The following is a 24,533-nucleotide window of genomic DNA, read 5'->3' on the forward strand; positions in this document are numbered from 1 at the left end:
ATCGTCAGGAGGCAAGGATGAACAGAAGCACCAAGGCAAGCCGCAAATTCATGGCCGCCACCTCGATTGCCGCCATGTTACTGGGCAGCCTGGCACTGGCAGGCTGCGGAAATGACGACGATATGCCGCCGATGGAAGAGGATCCGGCAATGGACCAGCCCATGGATGAACAGCCTGGCATGGATGAGGGGATGGACGACCCCGCCATGGAGGACGACGGCATGACGGAAGAAGATCCAATGATGGAACAGGACGACGAGTTCTGATCGTTCACCCCATCCGTAGTTCGATTGCATGATGGCGGGGCACGGAGGCCTCGCTTGTCGACCGGCGACACGTTTGCCGGCAGGCCACACAGGGATGTGGCCACACTGGATCAGGAGGTTGTTTGCGATGATGTCCAAGGCTTTCTTGAAGAAGATCGGTGTTGTTGGCGTATCGTTGGGGCTTACCGCCAGTTCGCTGGCGATCGCCGATATGCATGATGACGGCGCGCCCGCCGATCCCGCAGGGACCTCGGATCCTGCCTCACCGGGCACCCAGGACCCGGCTACCCCGGGGACCGACCCCGCCGATAGCGAGCAGGGCAGCGCCGATCCGACCACCGGCGAACCGGGGACCGGCGACGAGCCTCGGGCTGGCATGCCGGAAGAAGAGGAAGCTGGCTTCGGTGATGGCGGCGAGGCCATGCCCGGCGAAGCGGACCCGCCCGCCGAGCACTCCGGCGAGCCGCTGCCAGAGGAAGAAGAGGTTAACTGATCGCAGCGACAATCGTCAGCCGTGCTGGCTGACGAGCCTCGATCTCACGCATCAACGGCGCCTCAGTAGGCGCCGTTGGTGTGTCTGCCCAGCAGGGTGGAATACAGGGGCTTAGCTGGCGTCGTCGTGGTCTTCCAGGCGCCGATAGAGGGTCTTGCGGGCGATGCCCAGGATGTCGGCAGTGCGCCGCTTGTTGCCGCCGGTTGCCTCCAGCACCTTCTGGATATAGCGCTTCTCGACGTCCTCGAGACTCGGCCAGCTGGCGCCCTGGGCGGCAGGCGTCACCTCGTTGCCGAGGGCGGTGCGCTGTTCATCGGCGTGGCCGCGTAGGCGTTCTGGCAGGTCGTCGTGGCACAGGATGCCGTCCTCGGCCAGGGTGACCGCGCGCATGATGGCGTTTTCCAGCTCGCGGACGTTGCCCGGGTAGGGGTAGTTGAGCAGGGCCTGGAGGGCCAACGGCTCGACCTGTTCGATGTGCTTGCCCTGCTGCTCGGCGTGCTTGTCGATTAATGCGGCGGTCAGCCGCTCGATATCGCCCTCGCGCTCGCGCAGTGGCGGAATGCGCAGCGAAAAGGTCTCGAGGCGATAGAACAGGTCGCTCCTGAAGTTGTCATCCTCGATCTCCTTTTCCAGATCGCGGTGGGTGGCCGCGATGATGCGCACATCGACCCGCTCCTCCTTCTCGGCACCTACCGCACGCACGGACCTCTCCTGCAGGGCGCGCAGCAGCTTGGCCTGCAGCGAGGGCGGCATCTCGCCGATCTCGTCGAGGAACAGGCTGCCGCCGTTGGCAGCGTGGAACAGCCCCTGGCGCGCCTCGTTGGCGCCGGTGAAGGCGCCTTTCACATGGCCGAAAAACTCGCTCTCCATCAGCTCCATGGGGATGCTGGCACAGTTGACGGCGATAAAAGGGGCGTCGTGGCGCGGGCTCTCGGCGTGGATGGCGCGGGCCAGCAGCTCCTTGCCGGTGCCGCTCTCGCCGAGGATCAGAATCGGCGCACTGCTCCTGGCCAGCCGCGCCGCGTCGTGAAACAGCGACTGCATCGCCTCGCTCTCGCCGACGATACCGTGGAAGTGCGGGCGTGCACCGCCGGCGCTCTCCAGGCGTGCCGCCAGGCGATGATTCTCGAGCACCCGGTAGACCGCATCGCGCACGCCTTCGAGATCCAGCGGCTTGGTCAGGAAGTCGTCGGCGCCGATCTTCAGCGCTTCCACCGCTTGCTCGATGGTGCCGAAGGCGGTGATCACGATGAAGCCAACCGTGCTGCCGTCGTGGCGCAGCCGCTCGAGCAGCTGCATGCCGCTGATGCCGGGCAGGCGCACGTCGCTGATGATCAGCTCGACGCTCTCGTGGCTGAGGGTGGCGATGGCATCCTCGGCGCTGGCGACCCCGAGGGTGGTATAGCCGGCATCCTGGAGCTCTTCCTCGAGCAGCTCGAGAATCGCCGGGTCGTCTTCGACGATGAGAATCGGCAGCGTCACGAAAGCCTCCATGTCATGCGGGTTGCGCTCCTTGCGTGGGTGTCGGGTCTTCGGCGAGGAAGGTCAGTTCGAACCCGGCGCCCCCCAGGGCGCTGTCGAAGACCCCCACGGTGCCGCCGTGGTCGTTGATGATACGGTGAACCATCGACAGGCCCAAGCCGCTGCCCTGGCCGACGGGTTTGGTGGTGAAGAACGGATCGAAGACGCGGTTCTTGTCGGCTTCGCCGATGCCCGGTCCGTCGTCCTCGACCTTGATATGCAGCTCGCCGTTGAGCGTTTCGGCGCTGACCCGGATATGTCCACCGGGATTGGCCTGCAGGGCGTTGTGCATCAGGTTGGTGAACACCTGCGTGAGCTGCTGGCCGTTGACAGTCAACTGAGGCGCCGGAGTGGGCAGGGCGACTTCTACATGGCTGCCGATGCGCTCGAGTTCATCCTCGAGCAGCTCGATCGCTGCGGCGATCAGCTCGTCGAGTTGGCAGCTCTCCTTCTCGACATTGTGCTGGCGGCCCAGCTCCATCAGTTGGCGCACGATCACCACGATGCGCTCGACCTCGCTGCGGATGCGGCCCAGCTTGGCGCGCTCGTCGTCGCCGATCACCTCGCGGCGCGCCAGTCGCTGGGCCTGGCCGTTGATCACCGTCAGCGGTGCGCCGATCTCGTGGGCGACGCCAGCGGCCAGCACGCCGAGTTCGGCGAGCTTCTTCGATTTGCGCAGGCGCTTCTCGAGCTCGATCTCCTTGCGCTGGCGGGCCTCGATATCGGCGTCCTTCTCGGCCATGGCGTCGAGCATGCCGTTGAGGGCCAGCGACAGCTTGCGATATTCGGCGGGGCCGTCGATCGCCGCGCGCTGGCTGCGGTCGCCTTTCTCGACCCGCTCCATGACCCCCAGCAGGCGATTGAGCGGTCTTTCGATATAGTGGCGAAAGCCCCACCAGATCATCAGCACGATACCCGCTGCGCCTACCGCGAAGACGACGACGGCAACGATGCTGATAAAGCCAGTATAGTTCTCGATGCCGGTATTGAGCCGGTTGACCTGCAGCACCCCACGGATCTCGCCGCCTGGCGTGGTCAGCGGCACCAGCGCCGAGTAGTAGTTCCAGCGCTCGTGTTGACGGTAGTCGCCGGTCGGTTCGCCGGCCTCGACCACGGCGCGGATGTCGTCGGCATCGAACAGCTCTTCGCCGAGCCCCAGGCCATAGATCTTCTCGCCCTGGGGGTCGAAGACGTAGGCGCCGTAGATGCGGTGGAAGGAGAACGCCGAGTGCAGCGACTCCTGCAGGGCGTCGGGGGTATCGCGCTCCAGGGCGTAGCCCAGCGAGGTGCCGATGGCGTGGCTGATGATCTGCACCTCGCTTTGCAGCTTGGTGCGCACGTTGTCTTCCAGTGACTTGATCGCCACCAGGCTGAATACCAGCAGGATCAGAAACAGCGGCACCAGAACCGTGACGATAATGATGTTGCGTAGGCGCATGCAGGCTTACCGCGACGTTCGGATCAGCGACTATCCCAACACGCCGCGGCGCGGAAATCCAGCCACCGACCGTTCAGCCGGTGGCCAAGGCAGCGAAGGTCAGCCCTTAACCACGTGCAGGTGGGGCGCAGTGTGGCCGAGGTTCTCCTGCAGGCGCTCGCTGTACCAGTCGATGAAGTCGATCACCCCGAACTCGTAGGTCGTCGAGTAGGGACCCGGCTGATAGGCCCGGGAGTTGATGCCACGCTGGTTCTCTTCGGCGAGGCGGCGATCCTGATCGTTGGTGGCGTCCCACACCTTGCGCAGCTGCTCGGGGTCGTAGTCGACGCCGGCCACGGCATCGGCATGCACCAGCCACTTGGTGGTCACCAGCGTCTGCTGCGGGCCGAGTGGCAGTACCCGGAATACCACGGCGTGGTCGCCCATGAAGTGGTTCCAGGAGTTGGGCAGGTGAAGGATGCGCAGCGAGCCCATATCGGGGCTCTGCAGGCGGCCCATCAGCTTGCGACAGCCCGGCTTGCCGTCCATGGTCATCGACACGGTGCCTTCTAGCAGCGGGGTGCGGGTCAGGCGGTTGCGCTTGCCGAAGCGCTTGAGCTGCCAGGGGACCCGGTCGGCGTCCCAGTCGGCCTGCTTGCGCGCCACCTGGGCCTTGTAGGCCGGGGTGGCCCGTGGGTCCTCGGTGTCATCGAACTCGAGCAGGGTGTTGAGCAGCTCGGGATGCGCGCCGTTGCAGTGGTAGCACTCGCGGTTGTTCTCGACCACCAGTTTCCAGTTGGCCTGCTCGACGATCGACGACTCCACCGCGACCTTGGTGTTGGCCATATCGTAGGGCTCGAGGTAGTGCTCGAGGGTGGCCAGGAAGTCGTCGATGGCCGGCGGCTGCTCGGCGAGGCTGACGAAGATGAAGCCTCCAGCGGTGCGGACCTGGATCGGCTTGAGGCCGTACTGGCCCAAGTCGAAGTGCTCGCCCATGTCGCTACCGGCGAACAGCAGTCGGCCATCGAGTTCGTAGGTCCACTGATGGTAGGGGCAGACCAGCTTGGCGACCTTGCCCTTGTCCTTGACGCATAGCCGCGAGCCGCGGTGGCGGCAGACGTTGTGGAAGCCGTGGATGGCGCCCTCGGCGCCGCGCACCAGGATCAGTGGATTGTCGCCGACCTCGAGGGTCATGAAATTGCCCTTGGCGGGTATTTCGCAGGACATGCCGGCAAACAGCCACTCCTTCTCGAAGATCTCCTGCATGTCCAGGGCGAACAGCCGGGCATCGTTGTAGAACGGCTGGGGCAGCGAGAACTGCGGGGTGCGCTGGGCGAGCATGGCGCTGGTGGCCTCGCGGGCGCCGGCCAACGGATCGTCGAGACGCTCGGGTGACATCGAGTCCATGAAAACGCTTCCTCTGTAACGGGGCCGCGGCAGCGGCGCGGGACGAATATGGTTGGGGTGTGACCGGCGCGATCGGGGATACTTGTTCGGCGAGTGTGGACCAGCCGCTCGACGGGCAGTTGTCTGGCGACGACAAGGCGTGATGCAGCGGCGACGCGTGGGGTAAGAATCCTGCCTGGGGCTGGGACAGGTGGGCATGTCGAAGTCGCAGACAGGCATGTGGCATGTCCGCACTGTGCGCAGAATTCGCAGCAACGGGTACCGCCATGTGAGAGTGGTGTCCATCCCATGACCGCAGCCCAGGCGAGTGTTTCCATGTCCATGAACTTCCTCAACCCGGTCACCACCCAGACCTGGACCAATGGCCGCCACCTGGTGCGCTGTGTCAAGGTGATCCAGGAGACCTGGGACGTACGCACTTTCTGCTTCATGGCCGAGCAGCCGGTGCTGTTCTTCTTCAAGCCTGGGCAGTTCGTGACCCTGGAGTTGGAGATCGACGGCGAGTCGGTGATGCGCTCCTATACCATCTCCAGTTCGCCCTCGATTCCCTACAGTTTCTCGATCAGCGTCAAGCGCCTCCCCGGCGGCAGGGTCTCCAACTGGCTCCACGACCACTTGCGTATCGGCGACGAGCTGGCGGTACATGGCCCGGTGGGCAACTTCAATGCCATCGACTACCCCGCTGACAAGATCCTGATGCTCTCTGGCGGGGTTGGCATCACGCCGCTGATGTCGATGGCGCGCTGGTTCTTCGACACCAACGCGGCGGTGGACCTGGAGTTCGTGCACTGCGCACGCACGCCGCGCGACATTCTCTTCCAGCGCGAGCTGGAGCATATCTTCACGCGAATTCCCGAGTTCAGGCTGCATATCGTCTGCGAGCGCAGTGACGATCTGGGCGAGACCTGGGCGGGTTTCCGCGGCTATCTCAGCCAGGCGATGCTCGAGCTGATGGCGCCGGACTTCATGGAGCGCGAAATCTTCTGCTGTGGCCCGCCCCCCTACATGAACGCGGTCAAGCGCATCCTGCGCGACAACGGCTTCGATATGGCCCACTACCATGAGGAGTCGTTCGGCGCCACGCCGCTGGCGGTGCAGGAGGACGTGCTGGAGCTGGTCGAGCAGGCCGAAGCCGAAGCCGAGGAGCTCGATACGGCGGACATGCTCAGCGTCGAGTTCTCCGCCACCGGCAAGAGCGTGCGCATCCAGCCCGGCGAGACGGTGCATGCCGCCGCGGCCAAACTTGGCCTGCACATTCCCAAGGCGTGCGGGATGGGCATCTGCGGTACCTGCCGCGTACCGCTGACCTCGGGGCAGGTCAACATGGAGCACAACGGCGGTATCACCGACGAGGACATCGCCGAGGGCTATATCCTCTCCTGCTGCAGCATGCCCACCGGGGATGTGGTGGTGGAGTACTGAGCTGAGGACCGTATTGTGAGCCCGTGCCGCAACGCGGCACGGGCTCTTGCGTTACAGGTCCTTGACCAGCCGCAGGGCATCGTAGATCGCCGCGTGGGTATTGCGTGACTCGACGGCGTCGCCGATGCGGAACAGCAGGAAGCTGCCATCCGGGTTTCGGTTGACGGCCTGGGGCCGGCCGGCGATCAGGTCGTCGTAATCTACCTCGCCGCCGTTGCGGGAGTGTGGCTTGAGCTCGAAGTAGATGTCGGCCATCGGCGTGATGCCGTAGTTGACCACCACCTGGTCGATGCGCCGCGCCTGGTTCAGGTCCAGCTGCCCTGGTGACGCATAGTCGCTGGTGATAGTGGCCAGCAGTTCGCCGCCATCGCGCTGCACGGACTTCAGCCGATAGGTGGGCGTGAAGGTGACGTTGGGGCGCTGCAGAGAGCGCATGTAGGGCACCAGGTTCATGGCCATGATCTCCGCCGAGAAGGTGCGGTCCGGCGTCATGATCTCGAGTTCGGCTCCAGTGGCGGCGATGATCTCCGCCGCCTGCATGGCGGCATGATCGCCGGCGTCATCGAACAGCAGCACGCGTTTGCCCGGTGCCACGTGGCCGGAGAGTATGTCCCAGGTGTTGACCACCAGCTCGCTGCCGACCGCTGGCTGGTCTTCCATGGGATAGCCGCCGGTGGCCACGATCACCACATCCGGCTTCTCGGCGAGCACCTCCTCGACCTCGGCCCAGACGTTGTAGCGGATCTCGACGCCGAGTGCCTCGCAGCGCTCCAGGCGCCAGTCGATGATGCCCAGCATCTCGCGGCGGCGCTCGCTCTGCGCCGTGAGGCGCACCTGGCCGCCAGCATCGCTGGCGGCTTCCAGCACCACCACCTGATGGCCCCGTTCGCCGGCGACACGGGCGGCCTCCAGGCCTGCGGGGCCGGAGCCGATGATCACCACCCGCCGCTGCTGCGCTGCTGTGGGGATGGTGTGGGGCATGGTGGTTTCGCGCCCGGTGGCGGCGTTGTGGATGCAGTAGGCGGCGCCGCCCTGGTAGATACGGTCGAGGCAGTAGTTGGCACCCACGCAGGGGCGGATCTCCTCCTCGCGCCCCTCCATGATCTTGCGCACGATGTGCGGGTCGGCCATATGGGCGCGGGTCATGCCGATCATGTCGACCTTGCCCGAGGCGATGGCATGGCGGGCGGTGGCCACGTCCTGGATCTTGGCACCATGAAAGGTGGGGAAGTCCACCTCGCGGCGGATTTCACCGGCGAAGTCGAGGTGCGGGGCGCTGGGCATGCCCTGGATGGGGATCACGTCGGTGAGCCCGGGGTCGGTGTCGATATGCCCGCGGACCACGTTGAGGAAGTCGACCAGGCCGCTCTCCTTCAGGCGCCGCGAAATCTGCATCCCGTCGCTGGCGGTCAGCCCCCCTTCCAGCATCTCGTCGCCGGTGTAGCGCACCCCGACGATGAATGCTTCGCCGACCCGCTGGCGAATGGCGCGCAGCACCTCGAAGGTAAAGCGCAGTCGGTTGTTGAGATCGCCACCGTAGGGGGCGTCCAGCGTATTGGTCAACGGCGACCAGAACTGATCCATCAGGTGGCCATAGGCCTGCAGTTCGATGCCATCCAGGCCCGCCGCGTGCATGCGCTCGGCGGCGTCGGCGTAGTCGCGGATCAGGCGCTCGATGTCCCACTCCTCGACCTGCTTGGGGAAGGCGCGGTGGGAGGCTTCGCGACGGTGCGAGGCGGATACCGCCGGTAGCCAGTCGCCCTTGTCCCAGCGGGTACGCCGTCCCAGATGCGTCAGCTGGATCATCACCGCGGTGCCGTGCTCGTGGCAGGCGTCGGTGAGCTCTTTCATCCACGGCACCACTTCGTCCTTGTAGGCCAGGATGTTGTTGAACACCGGCGGGCTATCCTTGGCCACTGCCGCCGACCCGGCGGTCATGGTCAGGCCGAGGCCGGCACGCGCCCGCTCGGCGTGATATTCACGATAAAGCGCCTTGGGCATGCCGTCTTCGGGGTAGGCAGGCTCGTGGGACGTCATCATCAGCCGGTTTTTCAAGGTCAAATGCTTGAGCTGAAAGGGCTGCAGCAGCGGATCGTTAGCCATGTTGGGGACTCCATCTTGTTGTGATCTTGACAAATCTAGCTGCGGGTGTACATCTTTGTCAATTTAATGTACATACATGTACATTTGCGGAGCATTTACCACATACAGCCCCTCATCACATGGCGGGGGCGCTGCGGGCAGCTGCCGGTGCGTGGCTAAAGGAGGTGGAGACATGTCGCAAGGTACGGTGATCGGCATCATCGGCGGGCAGGGGTGGATGGGGCGAGCGCTCGGGCTCGCCCTGCTGGAGCAGGGTGTCGTGTCTGCTGGTCAGTTAGTGATCTCGTCGCGCACCGGAAGCAGCAACGCCTACCGCGACTGGCCCGGCGTGCGCTGCACCGAGGACAACCGTGAGCTGGCCGAGCTGGCGGACGTCATCGTGCTTTCGGTGCGCCCGCAAGATCTCGCCGGTGTCGATATCGAGGTCGGCGACAAGTTGGTCGTTTCGCTGCTGGCAATGGCGTCCTTGCAGGAGGTCGCCGGCCAAGTGGGCAGCCGCCGGGTGGTGCGTGCGATGCCGAACGCGGCGGCGGAGATTCGTCGAGCCTATTTTCCGTGGTTTGCCTCGCCGCAGGTCAGCGCCGCCGACAAGCGGCTGGTGCAAGCGCTGCTGGAGAGCTGTGGCAGAGCCCGCGAGCTTCCCAGCGAGCGTGACCTCGATTACCTGACAGCCCTGAGTGGCGCGGGCCCTGCCTATCCGGCACTGCTGGCCCAGTCGATGCTGGAGCACGCCAGGCAGATGGGGATCGCCGACGATATTGCCCTCGAGGCCGTCATGCAGACCCTGGTGGGTGGCAGCCTGCTGCTGGAAAAGCTGGGAGCCGATCCCGGCGACATGGTGGAGCGGCTGATTGCCTATGACGGCACCACGGCCAAGGGGCTGACAGCGATGATGGAGGAGGGCATCGGCCAGGCGATTTCTCGTGGTCTCGAGGCGGCGCACTGGGTGGCAATGGGGCCTAGTAGGAGCGGTCAATCAAGCAACCGGGAGAGTCTGGAATGAAGATCCTCGTCGCGGTCAAACGCGTTATCGACTACAACGTCAAGATGGCCATGAACCCTTTCTGCGAGATCGCCGTGGAAGAAGCCGTACGGCTCAAGGAACTGTAAGGAAGATCGGGATCTTCCAGGTATGCTACGGCAGCATACCTGGGGGCATGATACGGTCTGCTATAGGCCAAAAAGCTCGGCCGGATTGTCGACTAGGATCTTTTGTCGCTCGGCAGTATCCGGTGCATAGCGGTAGAGTAACTCAAGCAGCTCGGCATCGTTGGGAGGCGGTGACATGGAAAGCGGGTGCGGCCAGTCGCTGGCCCATATTACTCGATCCGGGGCGGCATCAATGTAGGCACGAGCAATGGGCAGCACGTCATCCCAGGGATAGCCTTTGACGGAGATTTTCTCGCCTAATGACAGCATCACCCAGAAGTTGCCTCTCTTGAGTAGCTCAATGGTCTTTTTGACGCTGGGATCTTCCACGCCTAGGCTGGCATTGGCCCGACCGAAATGGTCAATGAGTACTGGAATGTCCAGGTCCTCGTAGAGATGTACGCTATTCTTTATCCCATCCTTCTCTGGTTGAATCTTCGCATACCAACCCAATTCTCGCAGGCGTTCTACCGCCAGCCGAAACTCATCGGATGACAAGCCTACCCCCAGCTCCTTGCGAAAGGTGAAGCGTGCCCCGCGTACGCCGGCGTTATGTAGATCTCCGAGATAGCTGTCATTGCGTTCCTTGAAGACGACGGCATTGGCACAGCCACGATAGTTGGGTCCGGCATGCTTGAGGGCATCCAATACGACGCTGTGGTCGGCGCCGTAGGTGGTCGCCTGGACAATGACTCCCCGCTCTATACCTAGTGCACGGTGCATTCTCAATGCCGCTTCGATGGTCGCGGAGGGCATCTTGAATGGGGCATCAGGTCTCGGTGGATACACATCGGGATCGCCGAATACATGAAACTGGGCATCGCAGCTATTTGCCGGTGGCGCTTCCTGGGCCGGGCGGGGATCCGGGGCGAAGGGGTAATACTTGGACATGGTGTCTCCTGCCATTGGCGGATCGACAAGGCCGCGGGGTGAGCGGCCGAGGTTCAGGCGCCGGCCGACTGACCGATCACCGCGAGAACGTCACATTGAACCAAGAAGTTTGATTCGACCGGATTCTGTAGGGCGTGCCGCGCCGGCCTGGTAGCTGGATCCGGGAACATCCTCAGCCATTCGGCATTCAGGGCATCCCGCTGTGAGCGGTCTTGCAACCAGATCGTCATTTTCAGAATGTCATCCGTACTACCACCGGCGGCCTCGAGGATGTTGCGCACATGCTGGAACATGAACTCACACTGTGCCTCGAGGTCCATACCCAGTTCGCCGGTGGCCGGGTCGGTACCATTGATCACGCCGCTGGCCACCAGGTCCCCGATCCGGCTGGCCGCCGGAATCGGGTTGCTGTGTTGGAAGCCGGTACTGTAGACGCTCGTGCGTCGAGACATGCAGGGTTCCTCCACTTAACGTTGGATATCGGCGCTGCGAATCACGGGATCCCAGCGGTCGTACTGCTCGTTGAGAAATGCCTCGAAATCTTCGATATCCATGGCGCGAGCTTCTGCGCCGGCAGCTTCGAATTTGGCAATCACCTCGGGATCGTTGAGGATTGTTTTCAGGGCCGCGTTGAGTTTCTGAGTGGCCTCTTCGGGAAAATCCGCCGGGCCGAACAGACCGGTAAATGTTTCCGTCACCGCTTCCGAGTAGCCAAGCTCCTCTAGGGTCGGCACATCAGGCAGAGAGGGCAGGCGTGACGGCGAGGAAACGGCCAGGGCATCCAGCTTTCCACTGGTGATGAACTGTTTCGCTACGGTGTACTGGTCAAAGTTGAAATCCACACGGCCGCCTAGAAGGTCGGTGGTGGCTGGTGCATTGCCGTTGTAGTGCACTGTGAGCCATTCGGTCTCCAGCAGACGTTGTAGCATTTCACTGATGAGATGGTTTTGGGTGCCGGCTCCAGGCGAGGCCATGGTGAGTTCACCAGGGGATTCCTTGGCTCTCTCGAACAACTCTTCAGCGCTATTCACCCCCAGGGCTGGGTTAGCCTGGAGTACGAGGGGAACGAATGATATGGAGCCAATGGGCGTAAAGTCCTCCTTCCAAAAGTAGTTGTCCTGTCGAAATAGCAGCGGACTGAATAGCACTGGGCCATTGGGTGCCACGAATAGCCTGTAGCCGTCGTTATCGGCGCTGATGACATGGGCAGCGGCAATCATACCGCCAGCGCCGGCGCGGTTCTCAACCACGAATGGCTGTCCGAGTTCCGCCTCGAGGCCATCGGCTACGATGCGGGCGGCTAAATCAACGTTACCTCCTGGGGGATAAGGCACTATCAGGTGTACAGGTTTTTCCGGCCAGGCTGCTTGGGCAGCACCAACTAAAGACAAGGAAAAGAGCAATGTGGTTAGCGATCTGAGCAGGCGCATTCTTGTTCTCTCTGATTATTGATGAGGTGTGTTGAAGGTGTGTGATTGAGACGGGTGTGCTTCCTGGATGTTGTAGCATTACTCTCCAAAATTTTTCACTCCACCATCAACCCAAAACTATCCAATACGTCCATATAGTGGACTTATGTGCCCGCATGATGCAGGTCCTTCCCGCCACGGTACGGCTATGGTTCAACAAGGCAATCATTTCGCATGAGGCATTAGTCCATATAGTGGACGTTTTCGTCAGCGTTAAGTTGACCTTCTGCAAGCGTCCCGATTAGCTTCCAGGTACTCCCCTTGGTTGGTCTAGCTGAAGAGTTATCATGAAAATAAACGCATCAGCCCTTTCACCGCAGGAATGCTATCGCTTGATCAGTGGCATCGTGGTGCCCAGGCCGATTGCATGGATGACCACCCAGTCCCCAAGTGGAGTGGTCAACCTGGCGCCGTTCAGTTGCTTTACCTTCGTCTCAAACAGCCCGCTGATGGTGGGTGTCAACATTGGCCGCAAGGGCGGCCGCGAGAAGGACACTGCTCGCAACATACGTGCCCTGGACCAGTTCGTGATCAATATCGCCGACTGGTCCATGGTAGAAGCCGTGCATGCCAGTGCGGTGGAGTACGAGGCTCATGAAAGCGAGGTGGAGAGGCTCGGCATTACAGTCACACCGTCTGATACGGTAACGCCGCCGCGCTTGGCCATGGCGCCGATCAGTCTGGAATGCCGCCTGCATAGCATCACCGCCTACGGCGACACCGGTGCCGAGTTCTTCGTTGGCCAGGTCGGCCGGGTGCATATCGCCGACAGTCTGTATCGGGACGGCCGCATCGACACCCGGGCACTGCAGCCGGTATGCCGCATCGCCGGTGCCAACTACGCCACCTTGGGTGAGATCCGCGAGCTCAAGCCTGTGGCGCAGACGCCAAAGGGCGTCATCGAGCCTCGCTCATGACCCGTCCCGATGATCCCCAGCTGCCGGAGGGTGGCAAGGATAAGCCCACTGGCGAGGTTGGCAAGACCTTGGGGGCGCGTAGCATCCGCCGTGCGGTGGCGATCCTGCGGATCCTGGCCACCGGCCAGGAGCACGGCGTGCGCATCACCGACATCGTTCAACAGACCGGCCTCAACCGTCCGACGGTACACCGTATTCTGCGTGTGCTGATCGAAGAGGAGGCGGTGGAACAGGATCCCAATACGCGCCGCTACATGGTTGGCCCGGAGGTCTCGCTGCTGGGACTGTCACGTACCGCCCGGGTGCCAGTGAAGGCGGTGGCCGAGCCCTATCTGCGGCACATCGCCGAGCAGTGCGGCGACAGTGTGTTCCTGACCATCCGCAGCGGCTTCGACTCGATCTGCGTGGACCGCAAGACTGGCCATTACCCGGTCAAGGTGCTGTCCATCGAGGTTGGGGCGCGGCGGCCGCTGGGGGTAAGCGTCTCCGGCCTGGTGCTGCTGGCGTTCGCCGACCCGGACGACAGCGAGGAAGTGATCCTCGGTAACGAGCAGCGCTTCACCAGTCACGGACTGGAGCTGGATGCGGTACGCCGCCGCATCATCGAAACCCGCTCCCTGGGCTATGCCTACAGCGAGGTGGGCGTGGTGCCTGGCACCCGAGCCCTGGCGATGCCTGTGTTCGATGCCGAGCACCAACTAGTGGCGTCGGTGGCGGTGTCGGCCATGGCCGATCGCCTCAGTCCGGAGCGACTCGCCACTCTAGTGCCGCTGATTCGCCACCAGACCGAACTGATCGCCAAGCGGTTGAGCGAAGTACAGAATCGCCGCCGCTAGGTGCCCCTATCGATTCAGGAGAAGCCATGACATCCGTGACCCTGCGCCCGGGAGGGCCCTTGCTCAGCGGTGCCGTTTACGGTTGCCTGCTCAACGTCCAGGAAGAGCTGGACCGATTGGGCGATGCCATCAACCAGGCGCCTTACCACGGCGCGCCCAGCGGCCCGGTGCTGTATGTGAAAACCGCCAATACCCAAATCGCTGCCGGCCAGCCGGTACCGATTCCCAGCGATGTGGAACAGGTGCGGGTGGGCGCTGCCCTGGGCGTGGTGATCAAGGACACCCTGACCCGCGCCGGTGTCGAACAGGCGCGCTCCGCCATCGCTGGCTACACCCTGGTCAACGATGTCACTGTGCCCCACGACAGCCTGTTCCGGCAGCCGCTCAAGCAGAAGTGCCGCGACGGCTTCTGCCCGATCGGCCCCGGCCTGGTGGACGCCGCCGACCTGCCGGATCCGGCCACGCTGACCGTGCGTGCCTTCGTCAATGGTGAGTGCCGCCATCAGTGGTGCCTGGACCAGCTGGTGCGCCCGGTGGCCACCCTGCTCGCCGACATTTCCGATTTCACCAGCCTTTACCCCGGCGACCTGATCATCGTCGGGGTGTCCCCGGACGCGCCGTTGGCTGGTGCCGGCGACACCGTGGCGGTGGAGATCGACGGCCTCGGCCGGCTCGAGAATCGGCTGGTATCCGAAGGGGAGGATGCCCGATGAAACGAGCACGTATCGCCTTTGAAGGCCGGGTTCAGCAGGCTTGGGAAGACAATGGCAGGGTGCGGCTGTCCGACGGTCGTCGCTTGGAGGAAACCGAGGTAGTGTGGCTGCCGCCGGTGATGCCGGGTACGATCCTGGCGCTGGGGCTCAACTATGCCGACCACGCCGCGGAAATCGCCTCCCAGGCGCCGGAAGAGCCCATGGTGTTCCTCAAGGGCGCCAATACCCTGGTGGGCCACCGGGCCTTCACACCGCGCCCCGACGACGCCACCAATATGCACTATGAGTGCGAGCTGGCCATCGTCATCGGCAAGTTGGCACGCAACGTAGCCCGAGCCGATGCCTACGATTACATCGCCGGTTACACGGTGGCCAACGATTATGCAGTACGCAATTACCTGGAAGGCATTTACCGGCCCAATTTCCGCATCAAGAGCCGCGACAACTGCACGCCCATCGGCCCTTGGCTGGTGGATGCCGCCGATATAGCCGACCCCATGAACCTGCGCTTGACCACTCGCGTCAACGGCGAGATCACCCAGGAAGGTTCCACCCGGGAGATGATCTTCGACGTGCCCTTCCTGATCGAATACTTCAGCGCTTTCATGACTTTGCAGCCTGGCGACCTGATCCTCACCGGCACTCCCAAGGGCACCGTCAACGTGATGCCCGGCGACGAGGTGATCACCGAAATCGAGGGCCTGGGGGCTCTGCACAACACCATTATCTCGAGGAAGCCCTGATGCCCGGAACAGCGATGCTCGATGATATCGCCATCCGCGACGCGGCCGAACGGCTCGATCGTGCGGAAACCGAACGCACCCAGATCGATCATTTGACCCTGCAATACCCGCAGTTGGGTTTCGTCGATGCCTACGCCATCCAGCGCCAGTGGGTGGACATGAAGGTGGCCCGCGGCCGCCGGATGAGAGGTCACAAGATCGGGCTGACCTCGCGGGCCATGCAACAGTCCGCGCGCATCGACGAGCCGGATTACGGCGTGCTGCTCGACGACATGTTCTTCGAGGATAATGCTGACATCCCCATGGACCGATTCATCGTACCGCGTTTGGAGGTAGAGCTGGCGTTCGTGCTGCAACAGGATCTGAGCGGCCCGGACTGCACCATGCTCGACGTGATGCGCGCCACCGAGTATGTGCTGCCAGCACTGGAGATCATCGACGCCCGAGTACGCCAGGTGGACCCGGCCTCTGGTACGCCGCGCAAGGTGTTCGACACCATCTCCGACAACGCCGCCAATGCCGGCGTGGTGCTGGGGGGACGCCCCATTCGCCCGTTCGACATCGACCTGCGCTGGAGCGCGGCGGTGTGCAGCCGCAATGGCCTGGTGGAGGAGACCGGTGTGGCCGCCGGGGTGCTCGGCCACCCGGCCAAGGGCATCGCCTGGCTGGCCAACAAGCTGGCGCCCCACGGCGTTACTCTGAAGGCTGGCGAGATCGTGCTGGCGGGGTCGTTTACCCGCCCGGTGTCGGCGTCTGCCGGCGATACCTTCCATGTGGACTATGGCCCGCTGGGAGCCCTGGGACTGCGCTTCGTCTGAGAGGAGAGGGTCATGGAACTTCCGGTCAATCGTTTCAAGCAGGCGCTGGCGAACGGCCGCAGCCAGATTGGCCTGTGGTGCGCCATGGCCGATGCCTACGGCACCGAGATCGGTGCTGCCGCCGATTTCGACTGGCTGCTGATCGACGCCGAGCATGGCCCCAACGATGTGCGCTCTATTCTGGCGCAACTGCAGGCGGTGGCGCCCTACGCCACTCATCCGGTGGTGCGACCGGTGAACGGTGACGCCGACACCCTCAAACCGCTACTCGACGCCGGCGTGCAGACCCTGTTGGTACCGATGGTAGAAAGCGCCGACCAAGCCCGCGCGATCGTCGCGGCGACCCGCTATCCGCCCCACGGTCGTCGCGGCGTGGGTGCCGGCCTGGCGCGGGCGTCGCGCTGGGGACGGGTGCCTGACTACGTGCACTGCTGCCACGAACAACTGTGCGTGTTGCTACAGGTGGAAAGCCGCACTGGGCTCGAGCATCTGGATGACATCGCCACCATAGACGGCGTCGACGGCGTGTTCATTGGCGCCGCCGACCTGGCCGCCGACCTGGGCTACCTGGGCCAGCCCGACCATCCGCAAGTGAACGCGGCGGTGCTGGATGCCTTCCAGCGTATCCAGGCGGCGGGTAAGCCCGCCGGTTCGCTCACCGTCAACGAGGCGCTGGCCCACGAGCATCTCGCTGCCGGTTGCCGGTTCCTCGCCGTGGGGGTCGATGCCGCCTTGTTGGCGCGCGCGACCGACGCACTGCTTCGACGCTTCAAGTACCCGGATCCACCGTCGCCTTGCCTGGTCGGCGGTTACTGACGCTACGCTCAACGCGCGTTTCGCGCCTTAAGGAGAATAATAAATGCCACGCTCCATCAACGGTTTTCAGGTCTGTACCGCCGCGTTGCTGGGCCTGCTTGGTCTCTACGTGATCGTCCAGGGTGGCAGCTACGAAATGGGTTCGCTGCGCCGCATGGGCCCCGGTTTCTTCCCGGTGATGGTCGGCTCGGTGCTGTTGCTGTTTGCCGCCCTTCTGGCAGTGGAGGTTCGCCATTCGGCGCCAGAGACGGGTGTCTGGATCCCACGCCCGATCCTCGCCATTGCAGCAGGCTTCGTGGCGTTCGCCGTGCTGCTGGAACGGGCCGGACTGGTGCCTGCTACCCTGGCGCTGGTGATCCTGGTATCGCTCGCCGATAAGCCGGTGCGTCCGGTGGCGGCGGTAGTCACGGCGCTTTCCCTGAGCGCGCTTGGTGTCCTGGTGTTCATTTACGGCCTTGGTATTCCGGTCGCTGCGTTCGAGTGGTGATCCGATGGATATCTTGAACAATCTGGCACTCGGCGCCGACATCGCATTCTCCCTGGAAGGCCTGCTGTTCTGTTTCGTTGGTGTTCTAGTCGGCACCTTCGTGGGTGTACTGCCTGGAATTGGGCCGCTTGCGGCGATTTCCCTGGCCTTGCCGATGACCTATTATCTCTCCCCGCCGATCGCCCTGATCATGCTTGCCGGGATCTTCTACGGCGCCCAGTACGGCGGCTCGATTGCGGCTATCCTGCTCAATCTTCCGGGTACTGCCTCGGCGGCGGTGACCTGTCTGGATGGCAACCAGCTGACCAAGCAAGGGCGCGCCGGCGTGGCCCTGTTCACCGCCGCCATCGCCTCCTTCAGCGGCGGTATCATCGCCATCTTCATGGTGCTCGGCTTCACGCCGATGATCGCTTCATTCGCCATGGGCTTCGGACCGGAGGACTACTTCTCCGTCATGCTGCTGGGCCTGGTGGCCGCTTCCACCCTATCGGTGGGATCGCCGCTCAAGGGCATGACCATGGTGATACTGGGCATTGCCTTGGGATTGGTGGGCATTGACGAAACCTCTGGCGCCGCGCGCTTCACTTTCGGTGCGCTGGCGTTGTCCGATGGTATCAGCCTGGTTGCCCTGGCCATGGGGCTGTTCGGTGTCGGCGAGATTCTCGCCAACCTGGGGCAGGAGAAGCGCGCGCCGCTGATCACCGGCAGCCTGACCTTCAAGTCGATGATACCCAGGCGCGAGGAGTGGCGCGGTCTATGGAAGAGCATTCTGCGTGGTTCCGGTATCGGCGCCTTCGTTGGTGCACTGCCAGGGTCTGGACCGGCCATCGCCGCCTTCATGTCCTACGCAGCGGAAAAGAAGCTGGCTAAGCATCCGGAGAAATTTGGCCGGGGCGAGCTGCGAGGCGTGGCGGCACCGGAATCCGCCAACAATGCGGCGGTGCAGGCAGCGTTCATCCCCACCCTGAGCCTGGGCATTCCCGGCGACGCGGTGATGGCGGTGCTACTCGGCGCCATGATCCTGCACGGCATTTCCCCAGGACCGATGCTGGTGACCAGCAATCCCGAAATGTTCTGGGGGCTGGTGGTGAGCTTCGGCGTTGGCAACATCATGCTGCTGATCCTCAACGTGCCGCTGATCCGCGTCTGGGTGCGGATGCTGTTGATTCCCTACCACGTGCTCTACCCGGCGATGCTGTTCTTCATCTGCATTGGCGTGTACTCGGTGCGTTCGAGCGTGTTCGATATCTACACCGCGCTGTTCTTCGGCATGATCGGCTACTTCCTGATTCGCCTGCGTTACCCGGCTGCGCCGCTATTGCTCGGTTTCATCCTCGGGCCAATGATGGAAGTGCATTTCCGCCGTGCGCTGCTGCTCTCGCGGGGCGATTATTGGACGTTCTTCGCCAGTGGGCCAAGCACCGTTTTCCTGGCGCTTTCCGCGCTGTTTCTGGTATTGACCACCTGGGCGGCGTTTCGCAAGGGGAGCGCTCGTGTTCCTACGCAAGGGGATGGAGCCGGTTAGTCGATGCCGCTCTCATACCCATGCCGGGCATGGAAGCGCTGTAGCTCCCGGGCCTCGGGCGCCTGGCCGGTGAAAATCTCGACATAGGCGGGGATGCGCTGCATGCGCACCTCGAGCGGCTCCTGGGTCTTCATCGAGATATAGCCGATCTGGGTCAGGTAGATGGTGCGCCCGCGTACGTTGGCCGCCAGCGGCTCGAAGCCGTAGCGTTCGAACATGCGAGTCAGTGCGTCGATACGCTCGGCGTCGGCAGCCTCGATTTCACGCTCCACTGGCGCCGACTGCAGCGCCCAGCTGCGCATGGCAAATTCCAGCGGGGAGTCGAACAGCTGGGGATTCAGCCAGCAGTCGAAGACATTGAGCATCGCCTCGGCGATATTCTCGGCGTAGGCCTCGGTCTGGCGCACCAGGCCCTGGGTATTCTTCTCTCGCCAGCGCGCGATCAGGGCATCGAGCAGCGCCTCGCGGTCCTTGAAGAACCAGTAGAAGCTGGTGCGCGAGAGTTGTAGGCGCTTGGCCAGGGGGAGGATGCGTACGCTATCGACGCCTGACTCGAGCAGCAGTTCGAATGCCGCATCGAGCCAGACGTCGCGTGAACCCTTGGCAGGGGGCGAAGCGGTGGATGGCATCGTGGCGGTCTCTGGAGGCGTCGAGGCGAAGTGTACACAGGTGTCATGTTCATGTACACATTGCCTCGACGCTGGTCGCCGCCGAACCTCTAGGCGTCCGGTTCGAGCCGGTAGAGGCCGCCATCCCCCGAGTCGGTGAGTAGATAGACGTAGCCGTCGCTGCCCTGATGCACCTCGCGGATACGGCCGATCTCGCCGTCGAGCACGATCTCGCGGTGGGCGACCTCACCATCCTCCATGACCAGCCGCTTGAGCTGCTCGCTGCGCAGCCCGCCGGCGAGCAGGTTGCCCTGCCAGGCGGCGAACGCCTCGCTGTCGACCTGGGCCAGCCCCGAAGGCGCGAAGCGGTCGGCGTAGATATAGCGGGCGTCCTGCATATCCGGGTGGGAGTCCTCGCCGATTGGCTCGCGGGTGCCGTAGTCGACGCCGCGGCTCACCGTCGGCCAGCCGTAGTTCTCGCCGGCTTCGATCAGGTTGAGCTCGTCGCCACCCAGCGGGCCGTGTTCGCTGGCCCAGATGGCGCCGTTGGCATCCACCGCGAAGCCCTGGATATTGCGATTGCCGATGGAGTAGATCTCGTCCAGCGCCGAATCATCGTCGACGAAGGGATTGTCGTCGGGCACGCCGCCGGTCTCGGTCAGGCGCAGGACGCTGCCGGCGTGGTCGCCAGCGTCCTGGGAGCGCTCGGGCTCGACGCCGCGGTCGCCGACGGTCATCAGCAGGCTACCGTCGGGCAGCCAGGCCAGCCGCGAGCCATAGTGACGGCCGGGCTGGGAGTAGCGGTCCTGCTCGAACAGCTCCTCGACATCGACCAGCGCCTCGCCGTCCAGGCGTGCCCGGGCCAGGGCGCTGACGGTGCCGCCATCGCCGGGCTTGGAGTAGCTGAAGTAGAGCCTCTCCTCGCCGTCGGCGTAGGCGTGGTGCAGGGTCACGTCGAGCAGGCCGCCCTGGCCGTTGACGGCCACCTCCGGCACGCCCTCGAGATGGGTGATCTCGCCACCGTCGATCATCGCCATGCGCCCGGCGCGCTCGGTGACCAGGAAGCGCCCGTCGGGCAGCTCGGCGATGCCCCAGGGGTGCTCCAGGCCGCCGGCCAGCTGCACGATGCGCAGCACCGCCTCTTCGCTGTCGATACCCTCGGCGACCACCTCCTCGGCCTGGGCGCTGCTCAATCCCAGCAGGCCGCCGGCGACCAGCGCCGTGCCCAGCATGGCGCCCTGCGATGTCTTGCCCAACTTGCTCATGATCTCGCTCCCTGTGTCGAACTCACTGACATGGATGGGTGACCTTCACCCTAGCAGAGACCTCGGCGGGGGCGATTTTCTCCACTACATCATGATCGCCAGCAGGATCGGCAGGTAGATGAACGACAGCAGCGTGGAGCAGAACACCAGCCCGGCGACGTACTTCGGCTCGCGGCCGGAGCGCTGGGCGAACAGGTAGTTGAATACTGCCACCGGCATGCTCATCTGTAGTACCAGGATGCTGTGGGCCAGGGGCGGCAGGCCGATCACGCTGCCGACACCCCAGGCCAGCAGCGCCGCGGCCAGGGTGCGGACCACGCTGAAGCCGATCCCCGAGGAGAGGTTGCGGGCCTGGATGCTGGCCAGCGACACGCCCAGGGTGATCAGCATCAGCGGCACCGTGAAGCCCGAGATCAAGTCCACGGTGTTGTCCAGCCAGCGCGGCAGGGCGGTGTCGGTGAGCAGTAGCGCCAAGGCGATGCCGATGGCGTAGACGGTGGGGGTGCGGGCCAGGGTGCGCAGCGGCCGGCCACTCCTGCTGTGCATGGCGGTGCCGAAGGTGAACTGCACCAGCGAGACGGTGACCATCGAGGCGATGGCGAAGGCGAAGCCGCTGCTGCCAAAGGCATATAGCGCCACCGCCAGGCCCATGTTGCCGGTATTCGGGTACATCATCGGCGATAGCAGTACCCGCCAGTCCTTGCGTAGTAGCGGCGCCACGGCGAAGGTCAAAAGGCCCATGGCGACGATCACCAGCAGGGTACCGAGCATGGTGCTGCCGAAGCTGCCGGCATCGATTTCGGCACCGCTCAGCGAGGCCAGGATCAGCGCCGGGGTACCGATATTGAAGACCAGCTTGGTGACGAACTCCACCGGGTAGGCGTGACCCAGGCGAATCCAGGTGAAGCCCAGGCTGGCGCCCACGAAAACCGGCGCCATCACGGCAAAGAGTTCGACGAACATGCGCTGTCCTTGGTTGTGCTGCCGGGCATACGGCGCCATTGGCAGCGACGAAGGTCTAAGGTGAGGGGGTATTGTCGTCGATTCATGCTGCGCTGCAAAGGCTGGGCCGATGTCGCAACCCGACAGCTCTGTCGCAAACGCATCGCGTCGTGACGTCGCCAAGCATCTTGGCCGGCGGGGCGGGGGATACCATCGCCGCAAGTGAAATCAATCACCGCTCATCACCGTGCTTCTGGAGGCCCTGATGCCACATCGCGACGGCTTTGCCTATACCGACACCCTGGCGGCATTCGACGCCCCGCTGGCCGCGGCCATCGCCGACGAGACGGCGCGCCAGGAGGCGCATGTCGAACTGATCGCCTCCGAGAACTATGCCAGCGTGCACGTCATGCAGGCCCAGGGCACGCAGCTGACCAACAAGTATGCCGAGGGCTATCCCGGCAAGCGCTACTACGGCGGCTGCGAGCACGTCGACGTGGTCGAGTCGCTGGCCATCGAGCGCGCCTGCGATCTGTTCAGCGCCGACTACGCCAACGTCCAGCCGCACTCCGGGGCCCAGGCCAATGCCGCCGCCTTCATGGCGCTGATCCGCCCCGGCGATACCGTACTGGGCATGAGCCTGGCCCACGGCGGCCACCTGACCCACGGCGCCGCGCCCAACTTCTCCGGCAAGCACTATCACGCCGTGCAGTACGGCCTCGATCCGGCCACCGGCGAGATCGACTACGCCGAGGTCGAGCGGCTGGCCCATGAGCACCGCCCCAAGCTGATCGTGGCCGGCTTCTCGGCCTACTCGCGGGTGGTCGATTGGCGGCGTTTCCGCGCCATCGCCGATGCCGTTGGTGCCTGGCTGCTGGTCGATATGGCCCACGTGGCGGGGCTGGTCGCCGCCGGCCTCTACCCCAGCCCGCTGCCCCATGCCCACGTGGTCACCACCACCACCCACAAGACCCTGCGTGGCCCCCGCGGTGGCCTGATCCTCTCCGCCAGTGGCGATGCCGACCTCTACAAGAAGCTCAACGGCGCGGTGTTCCCCGGCCAGCAGGGCGGGCCGCTGATGCACGTCATCGCCGCCAAGGCGGTGGCCTTCAAGGAGGCCATGAGCCAGGCATTCGTGCAGTACCAGCAGCGCGTGATCGACAACGCCCGGGCCATGGCCGGCGTGTTCATGGCCCGCGGCTTTGACGTGGTCTCCGGCGGCACCGACGACCACTTGTTCCTGGTCTCGCTGATCGAGCAGGGCGTTACCGGCAAGGACGCCGATGCCGCCCTGGGGCGTGCCCATATCACCGTCAACAAGAACGCCGTACCCAACGACCCGCAGAGCCCCTTCGTCACTTCCGGACTGCGTATCGGCACCCCGGCGGTAACCACCCGCGGCTTCAGCGTCGACGACTGCGAGGCCTTGGCCGGCTGGATCTGTGACATCCTCGACGCGCTGGCCGAGGGTATCGACACTACCGACGTCGAGGCCGAGGTACGCACCCAGGTCGAGGTGCTGTGTGCCCGCTACCCCGTCTATGCTGATAGCCGACACGCCGATGTCGAGCGGCCTGGCGCCATCGCCTGAGCTAGGCGCGGGCTATATTCCATCAGGAAACTTGCGATAGTAGCGTCTCTGGATGCTCGAGCAGGCTAGCCTTGAAGATTGTGCTCTTGGCTAGCCTGTCTCTTTCGAAAGCGACCAGGTGGAATATCGAATAGCTGGTGGAAGCTACGTCGGAAGTGGGAAATACTGATAAACCCAGTGGCTACGGCGATTTCGGTGATGGATTTGTTTGTCTGTTGTAGTAAGCGGCGAGCATGAGTCAAGCGAAGTTCGAGATAGTAGCGTGACGGGCAGGCATCTACATGGCGTTGGAATAGGCGCTCCAACTGTCGCCGGGAAATATCGATGCAGTTGGCGATTTCGTGGATGGAGAGCGGTTCTTCTATATTATTTTGCATGAGTTCTAGCGCAATTTTTAATGGCTGAGGCAGGGTCGGGTCATGGTCGATGCTGATGACGGATATGTCGGCTATTTCTTGTCGCTTGTCGCAACTGAGGATCTCCTCAATGGCGTTGGTGAACTCTTCTCCGCAATCACGCCGTACCACCTGCAGCATCATGTCCAGTGAGCTGTTGGCTCCCGCACAAGTCAATCGCTCTCTATCCAGGACATGGTGATGCTTGGAGATAGCGACCTCGGGGAACATCTCTCGGAGGGCGGTGCGCCCGTCGGGATGATAGGCACATTCGTACCCATGTAGCAGCCCAGCTTCGGCAAGGAACCAGGCACCGTTCCACAAGCCACCTAGCGTGACTCCCACCTTGCTGGCAGCTTTGAGTTTATTGCGTATATCTTGGGCTTGCTGCAGTTGAACGCGCAACCCGCCGCAGATGATCAACATATCTAGCTGTCTTTCATCGAGTTCCTCGAGTTGGCAGCTGACGGGCGTCTCGATATTTAAGTCGCTCAATACGTACTTCCCTGAAATGCTAGCCACTATCACCTCGTAAGGTGTAGAGGGACGCATCAGGTTGGCAGTTACCAAGGCATCCACTGCGCCGGTGAAGGCCATCATGGAAAAGTGCTCCAGCAGTACGAAAGCAACCTTGCGCGTCTGGGGCGGCCCGATGGGGTGAGAGCCGGAAGGTAAGTAAGCCCTGTTCTTGTTCTTGAGCAAGCTTTCGAAATGAGCGGCCATGTGAGGATGGGCTCCT

24 protein-coding genes and 1 pseudogene are annotated in these 24,533 nt (G+C 63.5%); 14 read left to right on the top strand and 11 right to left on the bottom strand.

Annotated elements, in window-relative coordinates:
- Window positions 1-17: 17 nt before the first annotated feature.
- Both CK498_RS19065 and CK498_RS19070 read left to right on the top strand, forming a co-directional pair.
- Window positions 18-266, top strand: a complete 249-nt coding sequence (locus tag CK498_RS19065; RefSeq protein WP_095622440.1) for a hypothetical protein — start codon at window positions 18-20, stop codon at window positions 264-266.
- 127 nt (window positions 267-393) lie between these two features.
- On the top strand, window positions 394-759 hold the full coding sequence (locus tag CK498_RS19070) for a hypothetical protein (RefSeq protein ID WP_095622441.1): 366 nt from the start codon (window positions 394-396) through the stop codon (window positions 757-759).
- A gap of 111 nt (window positions 760-870) precedes the next feature.
- On the opposite strand, the gene CK498_RS19075 is transcribed toward CK498_RS19070, so the two are convergent.
- From CK498_RS19075 to CK498_RS19085, 3 genes are all read right to left on the bottom strand, one after another.
- Window positions 871-2,241: a sigma-54-dependent transcriptional regulator gene (locus tag CK498_RS19075; protein ID WP_229359144.1), complete on the bottom strand. Its 1,371-nt coding sequence runs from the start codon at window positions 2,239-2,241 to the stop codon at window positions 871-873.
- Between the two features lie 13 nt (window positions 2,242-2,254).
- A complete protein-coding gene (locus CK498_RS19080) occupies window positions 2,255-3,718 on the bottom strand; it encodes a sensor histidine kinase (RefSeq protein ID WP_095622443.1) in 1,464 nt (487 codons plus the stop codon).
- Window positions 3,719-3,817: 99 nt separating this feature from the next.
- Window positions 3,818-5,104, bottom strand: coding sequence for an aromatic ring-hydroxylating oxygenase subunit alpha (locus CK498_RS19085; RefSeq protein WP_095622444.1), 1,287 nt, complete (start codon window positions 5,102-5,104; stop codon window positions 3,818-3,820).
- A 315-nt stretch (window positions 5,105-5,419) separates the two neighbouring features.
- On the opposite strand from CK498_RS19085, the gene CK498_RS19090 reads away from it, so the two are divergent.
- On the top strand, window positions 5,420-6,526 hold the full coding sequence (locus CK498_RS19090) for a hybrid-cluster NAD(P)-dependent oxidoreductase (RefSeq protein WP_095622445.1): 1,107 nt from the start codon (window positions 5,420-5,422) through the stop codon (window positions 6,524-6,526).
- A 51-nt stretch (window positions 6,527-6,577) separates the two neighbouring features.
- Here the strand turns inward: CK498_RS19090 and CK498_RS19095 are convergent, their stop codons facing one another.
- Window positions 6,578-8,629: an NADH:flavin oxidoreductase gene (locus CK498_RS19095; protein WP_095622446.1), complete on the bottom strand. Its 2,052-nt coding sequence runs from the start codon at window positions 8,627-8,629 to the stop codon at window positions 6,578-6,580.
- A gap of 172 nt (window positions 8,630-8,801) precedes the next feature.
- Between CK498_RS19095 and CK498_RS19100 the strand changes: the two genes are divergently transcribed.
- Both CK498_RS19100 and CK498_RS19105 read left to right on the top strand, forming a co-directional pair.
- The gene (locus CK498_RS19100; protein WP_176475843.1) at window positions 8,802-9,632 is read left to right on the top strand and encodes a pyrroline-5-carboxylate reductase family protein; all 831 of its coding nucleotides are present in this window, start codon (window positions 8,802-8,804) and stop codon (window positions 9,630-9,632) included.
- A pseudogene (locus CK498_RS19105) lies at window positions 9,629-9,733 on the top strand (electron transfer flavoprotein subunit beta/FixA family protein); the annotation flags it as partial. The gene CK498_RS19100 and the pseudogene CK498_RS19105, both read left to right, overlap by 4 nt.
- Window positions 9,734-9,799: 66 nt before the next feature.
- On the opposite strand, the gene CK498_RS19110 reads toward CK498_RS19105, so the two are convergent.
- Genes CK498_RS19110 through CK498_RS19120 form a run of 3 tightly spaced genes read right to left on the bottom strand, consistent with a single transcriptional unit; the run spans window position 9,800 to window position 12,099 of the window.
- Window positions 9,800-10,669, bottom strand: a complete 870-nt coding sequence (locus CK498_RS19110) for an amidohydrolase family protein (protein ID WP_095622448.1) — start codon at window positions 10,667-10,669, stop codon at window positions 9,800-9,802.
- A gap of 53 nt (window positions 10,670-10,722) precedes the next feature.
- Window positions 10,723-11,121, bottom strand: a complete 399-nt coding sequence (locus tag CK498_RS19115; RefSeq protein ID WP_095622449.1) for a RidA family protein — start codon at window positions 11,119-11,121, stop codon at window positions 10,723-10,725.
- A 15-nt stretch (window positions 11,122-11,136) separates the two neighbouring features.
- A complete protein-coding gene (locus CK498_RS19120; RefSeq protein ID WP_095622450.1) occupies window positions 11,137-12,099 on the bottom strand; it encodes a Bug family tripartite tricarboxylate transporter substrate binding protein in 963 nt (320 codons plus the stop codon).
- Window positions 12,100-12,470: 371 nt separating this feature from the next.
- On the opposite strand from CK498_RS19120, the gene CK498_RS19125 reads away from it, so the two are divergent.
- Genes CK498_RS19125 through CK498_RS19160 form a run of 8 tightly spaced genes read left to right on the top strand, consistent with a single transcriptional unit; the run spans window position 12,471 to window position 18,993 of the window.
- Window positions 12,471-13,055, top strand: a complete 585-nt coding sequence (locus CK498_RS19125; RefSeq protein ID WP_229359145.1) for a flavin reductase family protein — start codon at window positions 12,471-12,473, stop codon at window positions 13,053-13,055.
- The gene (locus CK498_RS19130) at window positions 13,052-13,891 is read left to right on the top strand and encodes an IclR family transcriptional regulator (protein WP_095622452.1); all 840 of its coding nucleotides are present in this window, start codon (window positions 13,052-13,054) and stop codon (window positions 13,889-13,891) included. The genes CK498_RS19125 and CK498_RS19130 overlap by 4 nt, the downstream gene beginning before the upstream one ends.
- 26 nt (window positions 13,892-13,917) lie before the next feature.
- On the top strand, window positions 13,918-14,604 hold the full coding sequence (locus CK498_RS19135) for a fumarylacetoacetate hydrolase family protein (RefSeq protein WP_095622453.1): 687 nt from the start codon (window positions 13,918-13,920) through the stop codon (window positions 14,602-14,604).
- Window positions 14,601-15,347 carry a fumarylacetoacetate hydrolase family protein gene (locus CK498_RS19140; RefSeq protein WP_095622454.1) on the top strand — a complete coding sequence of 249 codons (747 nt, stop codon included), beginning with the start codon at window positions 14,601-14,603 and terminating at the stop codon, window positions 15,345-15,347. Before CK498_RS19135 ends, CK498_RS19140 begins: the two co-directional genes overlap by 4 nt.
- Window positions 15,347-16,165, top strand: a complete 819-nt coding sequence (gene hpaH / locus CK498_RS19145) for a 2-oxo-hept-4-ene-1,7-dioate hydratase (protein ID WP_324615566.1) — start codon at window positions 15,347-15,349, stop codon at window positions 16,163-16,165. The genes CK498_RS19140 and hpaH overlap by 1 nt, the downstream gene beginning before the upstream one ends.
- A gap of 12 nt (window positions 16,166-16,177) precedes the next feature.
- Window positions 16,178-16,981, top strand: coding sequence for a 4-hydroxy-2-oxoheptanedioate aldolase (gene hpaI / locus CK498_RS19150; protein ID WP_095622456.1), 804 nt, complete (start codon window positions 16,178-16,180; stop codon window positions 16,979-16,981).
- Window positions 16,982-17,024: 43 nt separating this feature from the next.
- Window positions 17,025-17,468, top strand: coding sequence for a tripartite tricarboxylate transporter TctB family protein (locus tag CK498_RS19155; RefSeq protein ID WP_095622457.1), 444 nt, complete (start codon window positions 17,025-17,027; stop codon window positions 17,466-17,468).
- A 4-nt stretch (window positions 17,469-17,472) separates the two neighbouring features.
- Window positions 17,473-18,993 (top strand): tripartite tricarboxylate transporter permease, encoded by a 1,521-nt coding sequence (locus CK498_RS19160; RefSeq protein ID WP_095622458.1) that lies wholly within the window; start codon window positions 17,473-17,475, stop codon window positions 18,991-18,993.
- Here CK498_RS19160 and CK498_RS19165 read toward each other — a convergent pair.
- The 3 genes from CK498_RS19165 to CK498_RS19175 all read right to left on the bottom strand — a co-directional run bounded on the left by CK498_RS19165 (window position 18,990) and on the right by CK498_RS19175 (window position 21,829).
- Window positions 18,990-19,622: a TetR/AcrR family transcriptional regulator gene (locus tag CK498_RS19165; protein WP_095622459.1), complete on the bottom strand. Its 633-nt coding sequence runs from the start codon at window positions 19,620-19,622 to the stop codon at window positions 18,990-18,992. The two genes, CK498_RS19160 and CK498_RS19165, sit on opposite strands and share 4 nt — an antisense overlap.
- A gap of 89 nt (window positions 19,623-19,711) precedes the next feature.
- Window positions 19,712-20,866 carry a PQQ-dependent sugar dehydrogenase gene (locus CK498_RS19170; protein ID WP_217987808.1) on the bottom strand — a complete coding sequence of 385 codons (1,155 nt, stop codon included), beginning with the start codon at window positions 20,864-20,866 and terminating at the stop codon, window positions 19,712-19,714.
- A gap of 84 nt (window positions 20,867-20,950) precedes the next feature.
- A complete protein-coding gene (locus tag CK498_RS19175; protein ID WP_095622460.1) occupies window positions 20,951-21,829 on the bottom strand; it encodes an AEC family transporter in 879 nt (292 codons plus the stop codon).
- Between the two features lie 244 nt (window positions 21,830-22,073).
- On the opposite strand from CK498_RS19175, the gene glyA reads away from it, so the two are divergent.
- Window positions 22,074-23,399 (top strand): serine hydroxymethyltransferase, encoded by a 1,326-nt coding sequence (gene glyA, locus CK498_RS19180; RefSeq protein WP_095622461.1) that lies wholly within the window; start codon window positions 22,074-22,076, stop codon window positions 23,397-23,399.
- Between the two features lie 65 nt (window positions 23,400-23,464).
- Here glyA and CK498_RS19185 read toward each other — a convergent pair whose 3' ends face one another.
- Window positions 23,465-24,517: a GlxA family transcriptional regulator gene (locus CK498_RS19185; RefSeq protein ID WP_095622462.1), complete on the bottom strand. Its 1,053-nt coding sequence runs from the start codon at window positions 24,515-24,517 to the stop codon at window positions 23,465-23,467.
- Between the last annotated feature and the right edge of the window lie 16 nt (window positions 24,518-24,533).

It is taken from the genome of Halomonas salipaludis (assembly GCF_002286975.1).
Classification (GTDB): domain Bacteria; phylum Pseudomonadota; class Gammaproteobacteria; order Pseudomonadales; family Halomonadaceae; genus Franzmannia; species Franzmannia salipaludis.

What these genes read in the sequence shown, in the direction of transcription:
- CK498_RS19115 (WP_095622449.1), bottom strand. Translation starts at nt 11,121, where the DNA reads ATGTCTCGACGCACGAGCGTCTACAGTACCGGCTTCCAACACAGCAAC.
- CK498_RS19080 (WP_095622443.1), bottom strand. Translation starts at nt 3,718, where the DNA reads ATGCGCCTACGCAACATCATTATCGTCACGGTTCTGGTGCCGCTGTTT.
- CK498_RS19140 (WP_095622454.1), top strand. Translation starts at nt 14,601, where the DNA reads ATGAAACGAGCACGTATCGCCTTTGAAGGCCGGGTTCAGCAGGCTTGG.
- CK498_RS19120 (WP_095622450.1), bottom strand. Translation starts at nt 12,099, where the DNA reads ATGCGCCTGCTCAGATCGCTAACCACATTGCTCTTTTCCTTGTCTTTA.
- CK498_RS19135 (WP_095622453.1), top strand. Translation starts at nt 13,918, where the DNA reads ATGACATCCGTGACCCTGCGCCCGGGAGGGCCCTTGCTCAGCGGTGCC.
- CK498_RS19110 (WP_095622448.1), bottom strand. Translation starts at nt 10,669, where the DNA reads ATGTCCAAGTATTACCCCTTCGCCCCGGATCCCCGCCCGGCCCAGGAA.
- CK498_RS19130 (WP_095622452.1), top strand. Translation starts at nt 13,052, where the DNA reads ATGACCCGTCCCGATGATCCCCAGCTGCCGGAGGGTGGCAAGGATAAG.
- CK498_RS19100 (WP_176475843.1), top strand. Translation starts at nt 8,802, where the DNA reads ATGTCGCAAGGTACGGTGATCGGCATCATCGGCGGGCAGGGGTGGATG.
- CK498_RS19175 (WP_095622460.1), bottom strand. Translation starts at nt 21,829, where the DNA reads ATGTTCGTCGAACTCTTTGCCGTGATGGCGCCGGTTTTCGTGGGCGCC.
- CK498_RS19095 (WP_095622446.1), bottom strand. Translation starts at nt 8,629, where the DNA reads ATGGCTAACGATCCGCTGCTGCAGCCCTTTCAGCTCAAGCATTTGACC.
- CK498_RS19155 (WP_095622457.1), top strand. Translation starts at nt 17,025, where the DNA reads ATGCCACGCTCCATCAACGGTTTTCAGGTCTGTACCGCCGCGTTGCTG.
- CK498_RS19170 (WP_217987808.1), bottom strand. Translation starts at nt 20,866, where the DNA reads ATGAGCAAGTTGGGCAAGACATCGCAGGGCGCCATGCTGGGCACGGCG.
- glyA (WP_095622461.1), top strand. Translation starts at nt 22,074, where the DNA reads ATGCCACATCGCGACGGCTTTGCCTATACCGACACCCTGGCGGCATTC.
- hpaH (WP_324615566.1), top strand. Translation starts at nt 15,347, where the DNA reads ATGCCCGGAACAGCGATGCTCGATGATATCGCCATCCGCGACGCGGCC.
- CK498_RS19070 (WP_095622441.1), top strand. Translation starts at nt 394, where the DNA reads ATGATGTCCAAGGCTTTCTTGAAGAAGATCGGTGTTGTTGGCGTATCG.
- CK498_RS19090 (WP_095622445.1), top strand. Translation starts at nt 5,420, where the DNA reads ATGTCCATGAACTTCCTCAACCCGGTCACCACCCAGACCTGGACCAAT.
- CK498_RS19085 (WP_095622444.1), bottom strand. Translation starts at nt 5,104, where the DNA reads ATGGACTCGATGTCACCCGAGCGTCTCGACGATCCGTTGGCCGGCGCC.
- hpaI (WP_095622456.1), top strand. Translation starts at nt 16,178, where the DNA reads ATGGAACTTCCGGTCAATCGTTTCAAGCAGGCGCTGGCGAACGGCCGC.
- CK498_RS19185 (WP_095622462.1), bottom strand. Translation starts at nt 24,517, where the DNA reads ATGGCCGCTCATTTCGAAAGCTTGCTCAAGAACAAGAACAGGGCTTAC.
- CK498_RS19165 (WP_095622459.1), bottom strand. Translation starts at nt 19,622, where the DNA reads ATGCCATCCACCGCTTCGCCCCCTGCCAAGGGTTCACGCGACGTCTGG.
- CK498_RS19065 (WP_095622440.1), top strand. Translation starts at nt 18, where the DNA reads ATGAACAGAAGCACCAAGGCAAGCCGCAAATTCATGGCCGCCACCTCG.
- CK498_RS19160 (WP_095622458.1), top strand. Translation starts at nt 17,473, where the DNA reads ATGGATATCTTGAACAATCTGGCACTCGGCGCCGACATCGCATTCTCC.